Raw genomic sequence first — 17124 nt, 5'->3', positions numbered from 1 at the left:
TCCATCCTTTCATGTTTTCCCATCTGTTTCCGCGTTTGAGGCACCTTGCCGTGGCTGCTCTAGGTCTTGCTGCGGGTGCCACGGTGGCACCGGCGGCCTCGTTTGATCTCGTGGTCTATGGAGGCACGCCTGCGGGACTTGCCGCGGGCATCACCGCGGCGCGTGAGGGGGTGTCGGTGGTCGTGATCGAGCCCACCAAGTGGGTGGGTGGGATGGTGACGGGCGGGCTTTCCTCCACAGATCTGGGCAGGCAGGAATGCATCGGTGGGTTTCCGCGGGAGTACTTTACAAAGGCCGCAGTGGTCAAGCCGGAGACACCCCTGTGGTATGCCGAGCCGCAGGCCAACATGGACGCGTTTCAGGCCATGCTGAAAGAGGCCGGGGTGAAGGTGGTGACGGAACAGTCGCTGAAAGCACTGGAGAAGAAGAGTGGACGGATCACGAGCCTCACCACCGCCGATGGGCAGGTGTATGAGGGGCGGGTCTTTGTGGACGCGACATATGAAGGGGATCTGCTGGCGGCTTCTGGCGTGAGCCACACGCTGGGCCGGGAGAGCAAAGCGCAGTACGGGGAGCCTCTGGCGGGCATTCACCCGATGCCCGTTCGCTCGCATGGCGCGGATGTCATGGGCGTGGCGTGCAAATGTGTGGGAGGCACCGGGCCGCACTACATCCATGGCACGCCGTGCAAAATCAATGCGCGGGGAGACGACGGCAAGTTGCTGTTTGGGGTCACGGAACTCAATGGGAAGCCTGGCGACGCGGACAAGCTGACTCAAGCCTACAACTTCCGCGTCTGCGTGACGCAGCGGCCGGACATCCGTGTGCCATTCCCCAAGCCTGAGGGATATGAGCCTGCCCGATACGAACTGCTGCTGAGATTGATTCAAAGCTACCCAGAGGTGGCCTTTGGTCGTCTCGTCCATCTGGGGCAGATCGGTCATGGCAAAGTGGACTTGAACGCGCAGGGTCTCTTTTCCACGGACTATCCTGGTGGGAATGTCGGCTACCTGGAAGGGGATGCCGCTACGCGTGAAAGGATCGCGAAGGACCATGTGAACTATGTGCAGGGGCTCCTGTACTTCCTGGGCAATGATTCCCGCGTGCCACAGAAGCTGCGGGACGAGACCAACACCTGGGGGCTCTGCAAAGATGAGTTCACCGACAACGGTCACTGGCCCTATGCGCTGTATGTGCGGGAGGGGCGACGCATGATCAGCGACTGCGTGATGACCCAGCGGGATGTGCAACGCGAGATCTTCAAAACCGATACCGTGGGCATGGGCTCCTTTGTCATTGACTGCCACATTGTGCAGCGGGTCGTGGCGGAGGACGGCACAGTCACGGACGAAGGTTCTTTCCAGGATGCTCCAGCCAAGCCGTACCAGATCCCGTACCGGTCCCTGGTCCCCAAGAAGTCGGAGTGTGATAATCTCCTCGTACCCGTTTGCCTCTCTGCCTCACACATTGCCACCTGCTCGCTGCGGATGGAGCCGGTGTACATGGCGCTGGGCCATGCCAGCGGGCTCTCCGCGGCCATGGCGGTGAAGGGCAATGTCGCGGTGCAGGATGTTTCGGTGCCGGCACTGCAGGCGAAACTGCGCGAGCAAAAGGCAGTGCTGGATCTGCCCAATCTCGTGCTGGGGCCCGCCTCAGATCAACTGGCTGGGGTGGTGGTGGATGATGCGCATGCGGAGTTCACCGGCTCCTGGGTGTCCAGCGGCTATGGGGCTCCCGTGGATGATGCCAGTCACAACGACGGGGATTCCGGCAAGGGGGAGAAGGCGGCCAAGTTCGTGACCCAGCTTCCGGCTGCCGGCAGATATGAGGTACGCTTCGCGTACTCCTCTGCGCCCAACCGGTCCGCGAACGTGCCCATCGAGATCACCCATGCGGGTGGCATCGCCAAGGTGTCGGTGGATGAACGCAAGCCGGGGGTGCATGACAAGGTGTTTGTCAGCCTGGGAACCTTCGACTTTGTTGCCAATCAGCCTGCCGCCGTGCAGGTGAGTAACGCCGGGACCAAGGGCTTTGTCTCAGTGGATGCGGTGCAATGGCTCCCGGTGAAGTGAGATGGGGCCTCAGTGATTTCCCTTTTTTTCTGAGTCGGGTGGACGTAGGCTTCGGCCATGTCCGACCCGACTGCACGTTTCTCCGACCGTGTTGACAACTACGTCAAATACCGGCCGGGCTACCCTATGGCGGTCCTCGACCTGCTGAGGCAGGAGGCCGGCTGGAATGAGCAATCCGTCGTGGCCGATGTGGGATCTGGCACGGGGATTCTCACTGAGATGTACCTGCAGGCGGGGAATGAGGTCTTCGCGGTGGAACCCAATCTGGAGATGCGCACGGCCGGGGAGCGCCTGCTGGCTGGCTACCCCCGGCTGCACAGTGTGGCGGGCACGGCCGAGCAGACAGGACTGGCGGACCACAGCGTGGATCTGGTGTCCGCCGGGCAGGCGTTTCACTGGTTTGACCCAGTGCGCGCCAAGGTGGAGTTCCAACGGATCCTGCGGCCTCAGGGGGCGGTGGCGCTGATCTGGAACAAGCGTCTGACCACAACCTCTCCGTTCCTGATCGCCTACGAGGCATTCCTCTTGCAGCATGGCACGGACTACAAACACGTGGACCACACGAGGATCTCCGAGGTGATGCTGGCCGAGTTCTTCCGGCCCGGCCACTTTGTCTGCCATTCCTTTTTCAACCGGCAGGTGTTTGACCGGGAAGGATTGCGGGGGAGGATGCTGTCCTCGTCCTATGTTCCCGCAGCGGGGCAGTCAGGCTATGGGCCCATGCTTGCGGACCTCGATGCCCTGTTCGAGACGCATCAGGAGGAGGGGAAGGTCTTCTTTGACTATGACACGAATGTCTATCTCGGCCGTTTTGAAGACTGACGCTCCCTTCGCATCATGAAATCTGGCAAGGAGGAGATGGAGTTCGTGGAAACGACGCGGGATGGCCCGCGGTCGAAACGATGGGTGCTGGAGACCGGTGATTGTCGGGAGCTGGCCGCCCATCGTATCGCCCGGCTGGGCCTGGATGAGGCCCGGGTGCCCTATCGACGGGTGCGGTTGCAGCCAGCGGGGAGTTTTGTGCTCGCCTGTACGGCGGGAGTGGGCCGGGTGCTGCTGGACGGACGCTGGCAGCGGGTCAGTGCTGGCATGGTGTGCATGGCTCCGCCCCGGGTGCTGAATGCCTTTCACGCAGAGGGGGCGGAGGTCTGGCGCTTTACCTGGCTGCGGTACGACGAGCCAGCGTTCGTATCGCCGATGGTGGGCGCCTCCTCGCCGGTGCTTGCCGGTGAAGGGGCGATGGAGATTGCCCGGGCTGTCGAAGGGTTGCGGACGGAGTGGGAGGGGCGTCGCGATCCCAAACTGCTGCATCACTGGATTGAGCTGGCCCACGGGTTGGCGCGTCGCGTGGCGCAGCCGTTTGAGATGGAGGCCCGGCTCTGGACCTTGTGGACGAGTGTGCAGCAGACCCTTGCTGAAGAGTGGACTCTGGAATCACTGGCCAGGGCCTACCACTCCAGCGGAGAGCACCTGCGGCGTGTCTGTCAGCGCGAGCTGGGCCGCAGTCCCATGCAGCACCTCACTTACATGAGGATGCAACGGGCCCGGCAACTCCTGGAGACGACCAGTGACAAGGTGGAGGTGGTGGCTGGTGAGGTGGGCTACCGGGATGGGCTGGTCTTTTCCCGGGCATTCAAGCGCTGGGTGGGCTGTGCTCCGAGCGAGTACCGCCGACGGTGATGCGCAAGAGGATGGACGATTTTTCCATTTGGATAAGATTCGTCAATCCCCACGCAAGAACGAGTGGGCTGGGCGCGTCCAGAGTTCCATTCGACTCGTTTGGCCATGCCTTCACCCTTTGATCCTGCCTTAAGCCGCCGCCAGTTTCTGGGCGGCACCGGCATGAGTCTGGGGAGCGTGGCGCTGGCGCACCTGATGGCGGCGGCCCCTTTGAGGACGGCTGATGCGGCCGGTTCCACGGTGGGGCGCGGGCCTCATTTTGCCCCTCGGGCGAAGCGGGTCATCTGGCTCTTCATGCACGGCGGTCCCAGCCATGTGGATCTCCTGGACCCGAAGCCCGACCTCCTGCGCTATGCGGGGAAGCCGCTGCCAGACAGCTTTGGCAGTTTCGAGACCCGTCGCAAGGTGGCGCAGAATCCTTTGCTGGGGCCGGTGAAGCCGTTCCGACCGCGTGGTCAGTCTGGCATTGAGATTAGCGACTTCCTGCCGCACATGGCGGGTCTGGCGGACGAGCTCTGTCTCATCCGGAGCTGCCATGGGGATAGTGTGAATCACCCCCAGTCTGTGTACCAGATGAACACGGGCTCCATCCTGATGGGGCGGCCCAGCCTGGGCAGTTGGGTATCCTACGGACTGGGGTCCGAGAACGAGGACATGCCCGCCTTCGTGGTGATGCCTGACCCGGGCGGCGGTCTCAAAGGTGGCCCACCGGCTTGGGGGAATGGTTATCTTCCCGCTACCTACCAAGGGACGACGATGCGTCCGGGTGAACAGCCCATTCTGGATCTCAAGCCCGCTGCGAGCATGACTTCGCAGAGGCAGCGCTCCACACTGGATCTCGTGAGGCAGATGAATGAACTGCACGCCGGCCAGCGGGAGATGGACACCCAGCTCATGGCCCGACTGCAGGCCTATGAGCTGGCGTATCGCATGCAGTCCGCCGCACCTGAAGCGGTGGACATCAGTCGCGAGACCGAAGCCACTCGTGAACTCTATGGGCTGGATCACCCGGTCACGCGGGAGTTTGGCACCCGCTGCCTGCTGGCGCGCCGAATGATCGAACGCGGCGTGCGGTTTGTGCAGCTCTACTCCGGCGATACCAACGGCTGGGATGCGCATGAAGATGTGCTCAAGAATCACACACTGCACTGCGAACGAACGGACAAGCCCGTCGCGGGACTGCTACGCGACCTCAAGCAGCGCGGTCTGCTGGAGGATACGCTGGTCATCTGGGGCGGGGAGTTCGGACGCATGCCCATGAGTGAGAAGGGGACAGGGCGGGACCATAACCCCTACGGCTACACCACGGTGATGGCCGGAGCGGGGGTGAAGGGCGGCCATGTGCACGGTGCCACGGATGAACTGGGGCTGCGGGCGGAGCGGGACAAGGTGCATGTGCACGATCTGCACGCGACCATCTTGCACCTGCTGGGCGTGGATCATGAACGGCTGACCTACCGTCACCACGGCCGCGATGACCGGCTCACGGATGTGGCCGGCCAGGTGGTGAAAGGAATCCTGGCTTGACCTTATGAGATCAACGTCCATCACCGGCCTGGCTCTCATGGGCGTGTTATGGGTGGGAACTCCCGAGCTCGGGGCCCGGGCCATCAAGGCCTCCAGCGATCCGGTGCGGGATGAAGCGCCGGTCACTGACAAGGATCGTGAGCACTGGGCCTTTCGGCTCCTGGTGCGCCCCGAGCCTCCGGTGGTCAAGCATACCGATCAGGTACACAATGCCATTGACCGCTTCATACTCGCCAGACTGGAGGACAAGGGGCTGGCGTTGAGTCCTGCTGCGGACCCCGCCACGCTGATCCGACGGGTGACCTTTGACCTCACCGGGCTGCCTGCCACCAAGGAGGAAGTGGCGGCCTTCCAGGCGGATTCGTCCGATCAGGCCTATGAGGCGCTGGTGGACCGGTTGCTGGCATCCCAGCGCCATGGCGAGCATGCCGCGCAGGGCTGGCTGGATCTGGCGCGGTTCGCGGAAACGGATGGATTCGAGCACGACCTGGACCGCAAGCAGTCCTGGCGATACCGGGACTGGGTGATCTCCGCCATCAACCGGGATGTGCCGTATGACGAGTTCGTGCGACTCCAGATCGCCGGGGATGAACTCACTGAAGACCAGGCGATCGCCACAGGCTTCCTGGTGGCGGGGCCGGATATGCCTGACATCAACAGCCAGGACGAGCGTCGGCATGTGGTGCTCAATGAGATCACTACCACCGTGGGGGCGGCCTTTCTGGGGCTGACCATTGGCTGTGCCCAGTGCCATGACCATCCCTATGATCCGCTGAGCCAGGCGGACTTCTACCGACTGCGGGCGTTCTTTGAGAACATCGCCGATTTCCAACGGGACAAACAACTGCCACCCGGCATGGTGGAGCGGGGTCCGCAGGGCCAGACCGCTTTGGTGAGCATTCGCGGGGACTTCCGGCGTTTGGGGCCTTCGGTCGCTCCTGCCTGGCCCCGTGTCGCGGATGCCCAGTCGGCTGCGGCGGTGATCTCGCCGACCCAGCGCAGCAGTGGACGTCGCAGTGCCCTGGCCACCTGGGTGGCGCGGCCGGAGAATGGTTTGTTTCTGCGAACCACGGTGAACCGGGTGTGGCAGGAACATTTTGGGCGGGCGCTCGCAGGGAGCCCGGGCGATCTGGGCACCCAGGGGGAGGCTCCCACTCATCTGGAACTTCTGGACTGGCTGGCCAGCGAACTGCCCCGGCAGCAGTGGAGCATGAAGTCACTCCGCAAGCTCATGGTCATGAGTGCCACCTACCGGCAGGCCAGTGTGGTGCCGGCAGGATCCGCTTGCCTCACCGTGGACTCAGCGAACCTGGACTACTCCCGCATGAACCGTCGCCGCCTCTCCGGCGAGGCGTTGCGGGACTTTCTGCTGTCCGCCGGAGGACGGCTCAGTTTGAAACAGGGAGGACCGGGTGTGAGGCTGCCCATGCCCCCGGAGGTGACGGTGACCATTCCCAAGGGGAAAGCCAGCGTGACGGAAGATGTGGCAGAGCATGATCGTCGCAGCATCTATGTGTTCGCCCGGCGGAACTTGCGGTACCCGCTCTTCGAGATCTTTGACCGCCCGGATGCCCTGGCCTCGTGTGCCCGACGGGAGGTCTCCACCACGGCTCCGCAGTCGTTGATGTTGATGAATTCGGCCTTCAGTCTGGAACTGGTGAAAGGCCTGGCTCGGCAGATCCTGGCTGCGGGGCAGAGTGATCACGACGCCATTGTGGAGGCAGTATCGTGGCGGTGTCTGTCCCGTGCAGCGAGTCCGGCGGAGAGGGCGTTGGGGCGCGAGTTTTTGAACCGGCAGACGGCGGTGACAGAGAGCCTGGAGGAGGCGGTGTCGGATTATTGCCTGGCGGTGATCAATAGCAGTGCCTTTTGCTACGTGGATTAGGCGGAGAGCGCGTGGGGGAGAGGGGAGGAGTCTGGCGAAACGTGGTCTGACGGTTCTTAAAACGGCCTGTGCTTGAGAAGCTCGAGGAGCGCACGCATCCCTGCGTGCTGTTCGCGGCATCTTGCCGCGAACGTCAGGCAGCACATGACCTCGCATCCGCCTGACGTGGAGGTGTTGATGGCGGTGGGGAGAAAGCGGATCCCGTCGGCTTTCCCACCTGATTATCCTCTGCGGAGGTACCCAACGTTGACTCGCTTAGGGCTCGTCCAACGTTGGGCTGTGTTAGAGATCCCCGCTGGGGATCAGCTTCGGATCTGTCTCGGGCGTCTGGCGCTGCTCCAAATCAATCCTTCTGCGGAACTGGGGCCCTTCAGGTTGTCTGCTCGCGATTCAGTCCCCTTTCCCTGATGCCGGAGGCATCGAAGCCACTAGCCGGATGGTTGAAGGAGCCTCGCGACTGATACCTCCGGATCCTACGGTGGTGGTTTGCATCCTGAAGGGATGCCAGCGACGTCCAGTTGCATGGGTACGTTTTGCTGTCACCCCTCCGGGGTGAATGCCTATTTCTCTCTTCCGGGGGTATCGCTGCGCTCAACCCCCGGCTAATGGCTGGGATGCCTCCGGCATCCAACATGCCAGACTCAGCCGTGAACTTGCGACACCATCCCGAGCCTCTGATGCGGGCACCGGATGCACAACGTTTCATGCGACTTTTGAAACCAAACGTCCTCCTCCGGCGAATCATCCGCAGCCGACCTGAATGCGCAGGTAAGTTTCCCAACCGCCGATGAAAAACAAATTGTGGAAATACGTCACTGCATCTGGATCACCCGTGCTGCGCGGACTGGGTGGGTTGGCGATGTGCCTTGCGGTTGTTTCCTGCGGAACGGTGGCGACACCCGGGGTTCTGGTTTCTTCCCATCGATTTCAAAGCGGGGGTAAATCGATTCAGGTGGATCGCTACCGGCCTGAGGCTGTCAAACCCGGACCGGCGCCCACCGCCGTCCTCGTGCTGCATGGGGCAGGGGGCATGGTCTTTGACGGGCCGGAGATCAAAACCATGGCGAAGGAACTGGCCCTGGCCGGGCATGATGCCTATGTCGTGCACTACTTCAACCGTGCGGGTGGGCCGGTGACGTTTGATTCCGGAATGACCCGGCACTTTGATGTCTGGGTGGGCACCGTGCGGGATGCCGTGACCTGGGTGCGGGAGTCGGAGGGGCAGAAGGGGCCGCTTGGCCTCTACGGCTACTCGCTGGGTGGTTTCCTCACCGTGGCAGAGTCGTTTCATGATCCTAGGGTGAATGCCGCCGTGGTGCATGCGGGCGGCATTTGGGAGGGGTATGACAAGGACGTGAAACAGGTGCCGCCGATGCTGCTGGTGCACGGCCGTCAGGATCACCGGGTGGAGTTCACCAAGCATGTGCCGAAGATGCAGCGCTTTGTGAACTCAACGCATGGGGCGGCGCAACTCTCCACATCGATCTATGACGACCAGGATCACCGGTTCAAGGAAACGGCCTTGATCAAGATGCGCCGGGAGACCGTGGCGTTCTTTGACAAGGAGCTGAAGCCCCGCCAAAAAGCGGCCGTGACCCAGTCAGCACAGTAGAGCAACCCGTGCGGACATCGGGCGCCTGCCTCAATCCACGCCCGTGAGCGTGCCGCTGGAGTCCTGGAAGGTGTTGGTTTCGACACCCATTTTCTGGATGGTCGAGAGCAGGAAGTTGGTGAGCGGCGGGCTTTTCGTCGGAACGTGGGCGAGGTGCTGGCCGTGCTTGTAGCCCTGGGCTTTGCCGCCTGCCACGAGCAGCGGGAGGTTGGTGCCGAGGTGGCCGCCACGTTCGCCGTTGTTCATGCCGGAGCCGTAAACCACGGTGGTGTTGTCCAGCAGGCTCTGGTTCTCCTCCTGTGCGCTCTTGAGTTTCGTGAGGAAGCGATCAAGGCACGCGAGATGGAAGCGGTCGATGTTGGCGAGCTTCGCGAGCATGCCCGCATCGCCACCGTGGTGGGACAGCTCGTGGTGGCTTTCACCCGAGCCGCCGAAACCGTGGGATTCGGTGGACCACTCGAAGGTGATCACCCGCGTGGTGTCCGTAGCAAAGGCCAGATAGCTGATGTCCAGCATGGTCTCCAGCCAGGCAGCACGATCCCGGCCGGTGGTCGGCTGGCTTGAAAGACGCAATCCGTCAGCGGAGACGTTCGGCTTCGGGACATCGATCCATTCGACTTGACGCTGCAGCCGCTGCTCTGTCTGGCGAACGGAGGCAAGGTATTCATCGAGCTTCTGTTGATCGCTGACACCGAGTTTGCCGCGGAGCGATTTGGCCTCGCCAAGCACGTTGTCCAGAATGCTGCGCTTCTCCGCATAGAGCTGCAGGATCGCCTCGCGGGAGGAGGCGTCTTCTGGCACGAACAACCGCTCAAACAGCCGCTGGGGACTGTTCTCCGCCGGGAGGGGCGTGCCGTTGCGATCAAACGCCAGGGTGTGGGTTTGCAAAGCCGCCCCAGTGCCGGATTCATCCGAAAGCTCCAGCGAGGGGAAACGTGTCTGCGCTCCGATCGCCTCCGCGATGACCTGGTCGGCCGAGATGGTGTTGGAGTAGTCCTTGCCGGGAACCGCCTTCAGGCGCGCACCGGTGAGCCAGGTGTCCGCGCCGCTGTGGCCGCCCTCAGCGTGATGATGGCTCAGTCCACTGATCACGGAGAAGTCATCGCGATGCTTTTCCAGCACCTTGAGGGTCGGGGAAAGCTGGTATCCGTTGCCGTTGTCCTTCGGGATCCAGTCGAAGATGTTCACGCCATTCGGCACATAGCAGTAGATGATGCGGGGCGAGCTCTTGGCACCCTTCGCTGCGGTCTTCAGCGCGGAGGCTGAGTAGGAGGCGCGTGGTGCCATCGCTTCCAGAAGCGGCAAGGCGATGCTGACGCCCAGTCCTCGCAAGACAGTGCGGCGGGCGAGCGGGGTGTTGGAAAGGATGTGCATGGCTTACTTGGAGGCAAAGGATTCGGAGGCGACGATGGCCTGGATGAGAGAGCGCAGCGTGTAGTGGCTCGATTTCATTTTCGCGACACTGGCATCTACCATCGGCTGATCGGAAAAGCCGAGTTCGCGGCCGAGGGCGTAGGTGTGGAGCTTGGCAGAGAGCCCGCCGAGGAATTTGTCCTGCTGCTTCAATAGTTCGTCCTGCAGCCCTTGTACGCCGACGAACTTCGTGCCGTCCGGCATGGTAGCAGAGGCGTCGATCTTGGGATCATTCGGCTGTTGGCGGCCGTTCCAGCCGCTGGACTCGATCTCCCGCCATTCACCTGCGGCATTGAAGTTCTCCAAAGCGAAGCCCAGCGGGTCGATCTTGTCATGGCAGCGGGCGCAGGCGGCCGCCTCGCGGTGGATGTTCAGCCGCTGGCGCACCGTCGCCTTGCCGATGCCGGGTACCTTGGAAGGCAGTTCGCCGGCATTGGCCACGGGCAGGCCGGGATCGGTGTTGAGCATCGTTTTCAACACCCACACGCCACGCGAGATGGGTGAGGTTCGCGTGCCATTGGAGGTGATCGAGTGAATGGAAGCCTGGGTGACGATGCCGCCGCGGTGTGACTCTGGGGACACCTTCACTCTCCGGAATTCATCGCCCTTCACACCCGGGATGCCATAGAACCTGGCGAGCCGCTCGTTGATGGTGACAAAGTCGCTTTTGATCAAGTTCCGTGAGTCCAGGTCGTTGCGCAGAATCTCCTCAAAAAACGCCTCACTCTCGCGGACAATCGAGATCTCCAGGTGGCGGTCGTATTCCGGGTAGATGTTTTTCACCGGTGGATTTGATCCCACCTTGCGCAGGCCGAGCCACTGGCCGGTGAAGTTCTGCACCAGAGCCTCGCTCTTGGGATCGGCCAGCATGCGATCAATCTGTGCCTTGACCACGTCCGGCTTCATCAGTTCTCCGCTGGAGGCCAGACGGAACAGCGAGTCATCCGGCATGGACGACCACAGAAAATAGGAGAGACGCGAGGCGAACTCAAAAGGCGTGAGCTTCTTCTCATCTCCAGTCCTCGCGGGTTCGATGAGATAGATAAAGTTCGGTGAGGTGAGCACGGAAGCGAGCGGCACCTTGATGGCTTCCTCGAACGATGGCTTCTTCGGCCGGTTCGCATCGAACATCTGCAGGCGGCTTTCGATTTCCTCTTTGGTTACGAGTCTACGAAAGGCCCGCGGCATGAAATTCTCGAGGATCTTCCGGGCCCGCTCACGTTCGTCGGCGATGGAGCGATCGCCCACCAGTCGGTTGGTGCTTTCCGGCGGCCAGACGGTGTTGATCGGTCCTTCCAACTCGAACCAGTCGATCAGCAGGAGCGGGGCAGCAAACTCCGGTTTGATCTGCCAGTCGCGGTCCAGCACGGAAGGTATCGAGTAAGCATACTCGAACTGAATGTGGGACTTCTGTTTGGTGAAATCCGCGGTCACCTCATACACCTGCGGCTCCGCTTCCGTGGCGTTGATGTCCATTTCCGCGATCACCTTCGGCACGCCGCCGATGTTCGTCACCACCTTCACGCGGGGTGCCCCGTAGTCATACATGCGGTGCGTCTCGAAGTGCTTGAGATCGGCATCGTAGAGGCCCTGTTGATATTCACGGCTGGAGCCCTTGGCGATGGCCTGATCGCGGCGCTGGGCCAGGACGACCTTTGCCCCTTCGATCACCTGGGCGCGAGTGGGAATGCGACCCGCAGCGCGGAAGCGGATCGTGTATTTGCCGGGATTGGCGAGCGCGAGATTGCGGGCATAGACCACGCGGTCCCATCCGGCGTGGTGCATCACGGCGAAGCCGTTCTCCGCGGGCAATGAGCCCTTGCCCAGAATGATGTCCTTGCCATCGCGCTTGATGCGCGCGCCGTCGCTCTTGTCCTTGTGCTCTTCCGGCTCGAAGTGCCACCTGATGGTCGGCGGTTTCTCGCCGGTCACGATGGCGCGATCAAGGATGCGGCGCGCGGTGGCGTAGTACAGCTCCATGTGGAGAGGCGAAACCGTGAGCGCCTGGCCGATGTTGTCGAAGCCCCCCGCCGGCGGATCCTGTGGGAAACTCTCTGAGGCATCGAAATCGAGGCCTACGAGATCACGGATCGTGTTGTTGTACTCCGCCCGGTTGAGGCGGCGCATGACCGTGCCGGAACTGCGTTTCGCGATCTCCGCGCGCCCGAGTTCTGAGGTGAGCCAGTCGGTGAATTTGCCCGCGCTTTCTGGCGTCGGCTGGTCCTCCTCCTCCGGCGGCATCTCGTGACTGTTCACGGTGTTCAACACCTCCGCCCATTTCTTGGCCGTTGTTGGATCCGAGAAGTCATTGGGCAGCGTGTCGAGGCGGAGCTCGCCTTTCTGCTTCTTCGGCCCGTGGCAGCTGATGCAGTTCTGCTGGATGAAGGGCTGGGTGATGCTGGCAAATCCCTTCGCATCCGGCTGGTGGGCCGGAACTGCTGCGAAAGCCTGCGCGCTGGCGAGAACGAGGGGGGTGACGGAGAATCTGGAGAACAGCATCGCTATAGTCAATTGTCACCAGCCCGCCAGTCCAGCACATCAAGTGACGTCCCTCAGGGGGGCAGGACTCAAAGGCCGCAGCAGGCGTAGGTGAGGCCCTTAGGGGGCCTTGGGCGGTGCGGGTACCAGGAGTTTCCCCTTGTAGGAAACCCGCCAGATGCAATCGCCCGCGTCATCGCTGACGAGGAGGGCACCGTCCTTGGCGACGGTCACTCCCACGGGACGCCCCCACACATCTCCGTCCGCAGTGACGAATCCTGTGAGAAAGTCCACATACTCGCCCGTGGCAGCCCCATCGTTGGTGGGGATCTGGATCACCTTGTAGCCAGTGCGGCGGGTGCGGTTCCACGATCCGTGCTGCGCGGCAAAGGCGCTATTTCGGTACTGGGCAGGAAACTGGTCATCGTTGTAGAACGCCAGATCGAGCGAGGCGGAGTGAGACTGGAGCATCACGTCGGGCGTGATGACCTTGGCTTTGAGTTCGGGATGTTTACCGGGATGCCGGGGATCCTGACGACCGCCCATGTAGTACCAAGGCCAGCCATAGAAACCGCCTTCCTTCACGCGGGTGACGTAGTCCGGCACCAAGTGGTCTCCGATCTCGTCGCGTTCGTTCACTGAGGTCCAGAGATCACCTGTGATAGGGTGAATGGCCAGCCCCACCGGATTGCGAATGCCGGTCGCGAACACCTTCATGTCACTGCCATCCGGTTTCATGACAAAGATGCGCGCACGGTCGTTCTCCACCTCATCGTCGCTGGCATTGGACTTGGAGCCGATGGATGCATAGAGCTTGCTGCCGTCCTTGGAGAACACGATGTCCCGCGTCCAGTGGCCGCCTCCGGTGAGTTGACCGCCACCTGACAGGCTGGCGATCTGCTCGGGCTTCGACTGGGCCTTCATGAGATCCTTGGTATAAGGAAATCGCACGATGGAGTCCGTGTTGGCCACATAGACATGGGTCGGCTTGTTGCCGGGCGGATAAAAGGCAATGCCGAAGGGTTGCTTGAGATCTGTGGAGAAGACCTCAGAGGCATCAGCCTTGCCGTCGCCATCGTTGTCGCGCAGGACAGTGATGCGATCCGATTTGCTCTCCGCCACAAAGATGTCCCCGTTGGGGGCTGTCACCAGCACGCGAGGTTTCTTCAAGTCCGCAGCATGGAGATCCACCTTGAATCCCTCCGGTACCTTGGGCCAGGCGTCCTCGGGACGTTTCACGATCTTGGGCTGGTTCCGCACCGATTGCTTTTCGTTCGGTGGGGGGAGGTCCTTCAGGGTGAGCTTGCGGCGCACCCCGGGAGCATCAGTCGTCCAATCACCCATGGCGGACTCGCCGGTGAGGAGGTCGAAGTTCTTCACCTTTGCCTCCTGGCCAACGGCAGGGTGGGTGAGGAAGGGGAGAATGAGCAGCGCTGCGGTGCCTGCGCTCAACAGCCGGGAAGGGGACGGGTGTCTCATGGGAACAGAGAGGGGTACCCAAGAGATCGTGATGTCGTTCCAACCCGGCTGTAAAAGGCTCTTGGGGCTAGGAGGAGGGGCCTGCCTCCAGCCAGAGCAGGATGGGCCGTTCACCCACCTTGAGGGCCCCCGAAGCATCAGGCGCAGTGGTGGCGGTGGACTCGTCCTTGGCCAGCGGCATGCGTTCCTGGCGGAGCACCTTTTTTCCGGCCAGATCAAGGGTCAGAGAATGGTCTTCCTTGGTAGGATGCCAGGCTGCCCAGATGATGGGATCACCGGTCTTCTCCGGTGTGAACTCGAACACATAGCCGTCGTCGAGCGACTTCTTGACCGCCTTGGTGAAACGGTAGTTCTCCAGCGAGCGGAGCATCCACGCCACCGCATGGTAGGCGGGCTTGGGCTGGTAGTGCCGGGTGAGGCCGGAGGCGGCGTGCAGCTTGGCTTCGTCCTCGTCGTTGAAAAAGTAGACGAAGGCCTTGTCCACACCCATCTCGGCAAAGAGGAAGAAAGAACGCACCACCCAGCGGGCTTGTTCTTCGTCGGTGCTGTCCTGCCACTTGGCCCACTCACCCTTGGGGTCCGGGGTCTTGCTGCTGGCGTCCCAGCCGAACTCCGTCACCCACACGGGCTTGCCCGCAGCGTGAGCATTGCGCCAGTCGATCAGATCCTGGATGGCGCTCAGGTAAGGCACCTTGGGGTTCTCGGGGTAGGTGCGACGCCAGACCGGCCACTGCTCGGCTATGGCATACCGGTGGATCTGTAGCACATCGTAGTGGCTGCCGAGATTCCGGAAGAGCTCCGCGCCCTTCCAGTAGCGGTCGCTCTTGCCTCCCTCGACATTGCAGGTGGCGATCTTCATCTTGGGATTGCCCTCCCGGATGCCCTTGGTCATGGCCTTGAAGAGCGTGATGTAGGTGGCGTCGTCGTACAGCCCGGGTTCATTGCCAATCTCCACCGTCTCCACATAGGGCCACTTTCCGCCCGGACCGAAGTTTTCGGCAAAGCTGCGGGCGTAGGCCTCTGCGTCCTTGGCGAGGTCCTTCCACGCCGTGACCTTCATGTTGTCGAAGATGAGGCAGACGTTGATCTTGAGGCCTGCCGCATGCCAGGACCCGTACACCTTCTCCCAGGAGACGCGGTTTTTGGCAAAGGGCCACTCTGGCAGAGTGCTGGTGTCATCCTTCAGGTCCCACTCCACGGGGTGGTAGTCCCGCACCACCCGGCAGACGGGTTGGTAGAGGTCCGGCTTGAAGTTCACGGTGTGGCCGTTCAGCCCGACAAATTCCCGGAAAAGGGGGGCGGGTTCCTTCGCCTGAGCGGGGGCAACGGAGAGGGTGGTGAAGGCCGCCAGAGCAGCCAGCAGGGCGACGGACGGGCGGGGTGCCCGGGGGAGGGAGAGCTTCATGCGATGTGAGTGAGGAAGAAGCGTAGCGGCCCATCAGGCAAATGGTGATGATCTGGGCACACCCGCTGCTACGTTGCGAATTGAGACTTTTTCGCAGTCACCTCCGCAACATTCGTCCTTCAAGGCACGTAGTTTCTCAGTCCATGCCGAGTTTCATCATCCCCCGTGAACCGCTTTCCCGCCGCCAGGTGCTTCGTGGCCTTGGCGCAACTATTGCGCTGCCTTTCCTGAATGCCATGGTGCCCACGGCGAGGGCGGCAGCGGCTAGCGCTGGGAAGCCTCCGGTGCGGATGGCGTTCATTTTTATGCCCAACGGCGTGCGCCAGGATCGCTGGACGCCGGAAGGCGAGGGGGCGGACTTCAAGCTTTCACCCATCCTCCAGCCGATTGATCGCCATCGGGGCGATATCAACATCCTCACGCACCTCGGTCACGAGAACTGCGAGGGTGGCGACGGCCACTATGCGAAGACGGCCAACTGGCTGACCGGGACGAAGATCGCCAAGACCACAGGCAAGGACCTGCACTGCGGCGTGAGTGTGGACCAGGCCTTTGCCCAGCAGTTCGGGCACGAGACGCGGTTCTCCTCCCTGGAGTTGGGCACGGAGCCCATCCATACCGGCGTGGATTTCAATGTGAACTACACCATGCTGTATGGTTCACACATCGCCTGGCGCACGCCGACCTCGCCGCTGCCGCCGGAGATCAATCCGCGCTTTGTCTTTGATCGGCTCTTCCGCGAGAACGCCCAACAGCGCCGTGCCTCGGCGCTGGAGAACAAGAGCGTGCTGGATCTCGTGCTCTCTGATGCCAAGACGCTGCGTTCCAAGGTGGGAACGGAGGACCAGCAGAAGCTGGATCAGTATCTGGAAAGCATCCGCTCCGTGGAGCAGCGCATCGAGGCGGACATCGCCCGCGTGGCCACGGGTGAGAACCTCGACCCCGGCTTGCAGGGAGAGATCAAAAATCTGGACGAGCGCATCAGCAAGATCATGGCGGGAAACAACGCCGACCCCGGCGGTCGTCTGCGGCTCGATCACACGGAGCACTCCCGCCTGATGATGGACCTCATCACGCTGGCCTTCTGGAGTGACAGCACCCGGGCCAGCACCTTCATGTTTGGCTGGGCAGTGAGCGGCAAGAACTTCTCATTCCTGCCCGGCGTGACCCAGAGTCACCACGAGCTGTCCCACCATGAGAACCGCCAGGAGAAGCTGGATCAATACGAGAAGATCAACACCTGGCACGTGGACCAGTTTTCCTACATGCTGGACCGCATGAAGTCCATCAAGGAGGGCGAGGGGACGCTGCTGGACAACAGCATGGTCCTGTTTGGCTCCAGCCTGCGGGATGGCAATTCCCACAACCCCAACAACTTGCCCCTCATTCTGGCGGGCAAAGGCGGCGGGAAGCTGGCCACGGGACGTCACCTGATGAATCCGAAGGACACACCCATGTGCAATCTGTTCCTGAGCATGTTGCAGACGGCAGGCATTAAGACGGACCGGTTTGGCGACAGCAAGGAGCCGCTCAAAGGTCTCGCGTAGGCCGGGTTCTAGAGGGTGACAAAAAA

At 62.0% G+C, this 17124-nt stretch carries 11 protein-coding genes; 7 read left to right on the top strand and 4 right to left on the bottom strand.

Features of this window, described 5'->3' with window-relative positions; genetic code table 11:
- Positions 1–11 precede the first annotated feature (11 nt).
- The 6 genes from BV106_RS28630 (at position 12) to BV106_RS28605 (ending at position 8776) form a co-directional block, all read left to right on the top strand.
- Complete coding sequence (locus BV106_RS28630; protein WP_038170469.1) at positions 12–2072, top strand: FAD-dependent oxidoreductase; 2061 nt, start codon at positions 12–14, stop codon at positions 2070–2072.
- Positions 2073–2129: 57 nt separating this feature from the next.
- Complete coding sequence (locus tag BV106_RS28625; protein WP_038170468.1) at positions 2130–2894, top strand: class I SAM-dependent methyltransferase; 765 nt, start codon at positions 2130–2132, stop codon at positions 2892–2894.
- A gap of 15 nt (positions 2895–2909) precedes the next feature.
- Entirely contained in the window at positions 2910–3752 is an 843-nt protein-coding gene (locus BV106_RS28620) for an AraC family transcriptional regulator (RefSeq protein ID WP_038170467.1), read from the top strand.
- Positions 3753–3857: 105 nt separating this feature from the next.
- Positions 3858–5279: a DUF1501 domain-containing protein gene (locus BV106_RS28615; protein ID WP_038170466.1), complete on the top strand. Its 1422-nt coding sequence runs from the start codon at positions 3858–3860 to the stop codon at positions 5277–5279.
- Between the two features lie 4 nt (positions 5280–5283).
- Positions 5284–7164, top strand: a complete 1881-nt coding sequence (locus BV106_RS28610) for a DUF1549 and DUF1553 domain-containing protein (RefSeq protein WP_051946445.1) — start codon at positions 5284–5286, stop codon at positions 7162–7164.
- 787 nt (positions 7165–7951) lie between these two features.
- Positions 7952–8776: a dienelactone hydrolase family protein gene (locus tag BV106_RS28605; RefSeq protein WP_081892389.1), complete on the top strand. Its 825-nt coding sequence runs from the start codon at positions 7952–7954 to the stop codon at positions 8774–8776.
- 30 nt (positions 8777–8806) lie between these two features.
- Here the strand turns inward: BV106_RS28605 and BV106_RS28600 are convergent, their stop codons facing one another.
- From BV106_RS28600 to BV106_RS28585, 4 genes are all read right to left on the bottom strand, one after another.
- Positions 8807–10150 carry a DUF1552 domain-containing protein gene (locus BV106_RS28600; protein ID WP_038170459.1) on the bottom strand — a complete coding sequence of 448 codons (1344 nt, stop codon included), beginning with the start codon at positions 10148–10150 and terminating at the stop codon, positions 8807–8809.
- Positions 10151–10153: 3 nt separating this feature from the next.
- Positions 10154–12688 carry a DUF1592 domain-containing protein gene (locus BV106_RS28595; RefSeq protein WP_038170457.1) on the bottom strand — a complete coding sequence of 845 codons (2535 nt, stop codon included), beginning with the start codon at positions 12686–12688 and terminating at the stop codon, positions 10154–10156.
- Positions 12689–12787: 99 nt separating this feature from the next.
- Entirely contained in the window at positions 12788–14146 is a 1359-nt protein-coding gene (locus tag BV106_RS28590) for a sorbosone dehydrogenase family protein (protein WP_051946444.1), read from the bottom strand.
- Between the two features lie 67 nt (positions 14147–14213).
- On the bottom strand, positions 14214–15551 hold the full coding sequence (locus BV106_RS28585; RefSeq protein ID WP_038170454.1) for a hypothetical protein: 1338 nt from the start codon (positions 15549–15551) through the stop codon (positions 14214–14216).
- 143 nt (positions 15552–15694) lie between these two features.
- Between BV106_RS28585 and BV106_RS28580 the strand changes: the two genes are divergently transcribed.
- On the top strand, positions 15695–17098 hold the full coding sequence (locus BV106_RS28580) for a DUF1552 domain-containing protein (RefSeq protein WP_038170453.1): 1404 nt from the start codon (positions 15695–15697) through the stop codon (positions 17096–17098).
- The last annotated feature ends 26 nt before the right edge of the window (positions 17099–17124 follow it).

Origin of the sequence: Verrucomicrobium sp. BvORR106 (assembly GCF_000739655.1) — a bacterium.
Taxonomy (GTDB): Bacteria; Verrucomicrobiota; Verrucomicrobiia; order Verrucomicrobiales; family Verrucomicrobiaceae; genus Verrucomicrobium.
The sequence above is the reverse complement of the archived record's forward strand: the minus strand, read 5'-3'. Positions and strand labels throughout refer to the sequence as shown.

Bases quoted from the DNA above. Each gene is read 5' to 3' on its own strand.
- BV106_RS28600 (WP_038170459.1), bottom strand. From the start codon at position 10,150: ATGCACATCCTTTCCAACACCCCGCTCGCCCGCCGCACTGTCTTGCGA.
- BV106_RS28630 (WP_038170469.1), top strand. From the start codon at position 12: ATGTTTTCCCATCTGTTTCCGCGTTTGAGGCACCTTGCCGTGGCTGCT.
- BV106_RS28615 (WP_038170466.1), top strand. From the start codon at position 3,858: ATGCCTTCACCCTTTGATCCTGCCTTAAGCCGCCGCCAGTTTCTGGGC.
- BV106_RS28610 (WP_051946445.1), top strand. From the start codon at position 5,284: ATGAGATCAACGTCCATCACCGGCCTGGCTCTCATGGGCGTGTTATGG.
- BV106_RS28590 (WP_051946444.1), bottom strand. From the start codon at position 14,146: ATGAGACACCCGTCCCCTTCCCGGCTGTTGAGCGCAGGCACCGCAGCG.
- BV106_RS28595 (WP_038170457.1), bottom strand. From the start codon at position 12,688: ATGCTGTTCTCCAGATTCTCCGTCACCCCCCTCGTTCTCGCCAGCGCG.
- BV106_RS28585 (WP_038170454.1), bottom strand. From the start codon at position 15,551: ATGAAGCTCTCCCTCCCCCGGGCACCCCGCCCGTCCGTCGCCCTGCTG.
- BV106_RS28605 (WP_081892389.1), top strand. From the start codon at position 7,952: ATGAAAAACAAATTGTGGAAATACGTCACTGCATCTGGATCACCCGTG.
- BV106_RS28625 (WP_038170468.1), top strand. From the start codon at position 2,130: ATGTCCGACCCGACTGCACGTTTCTCCGACCGTGTTGACAACTACGTC.
- BV106_RS28580 (WP_038170453.1), top strand. From the start codon at position 15,695: ATGCCGAGTTTCATCATCCCCCGTGAACCGCTTTCCCGCCGCCAGGTG.
- BV106_RS28620 (WP_038170467.1), top strand. From the start codon at position 2,910: ATGAAATCTGGCAAGGAGGAGATGGAGTTCGTGGAAACGACGCGGGAT.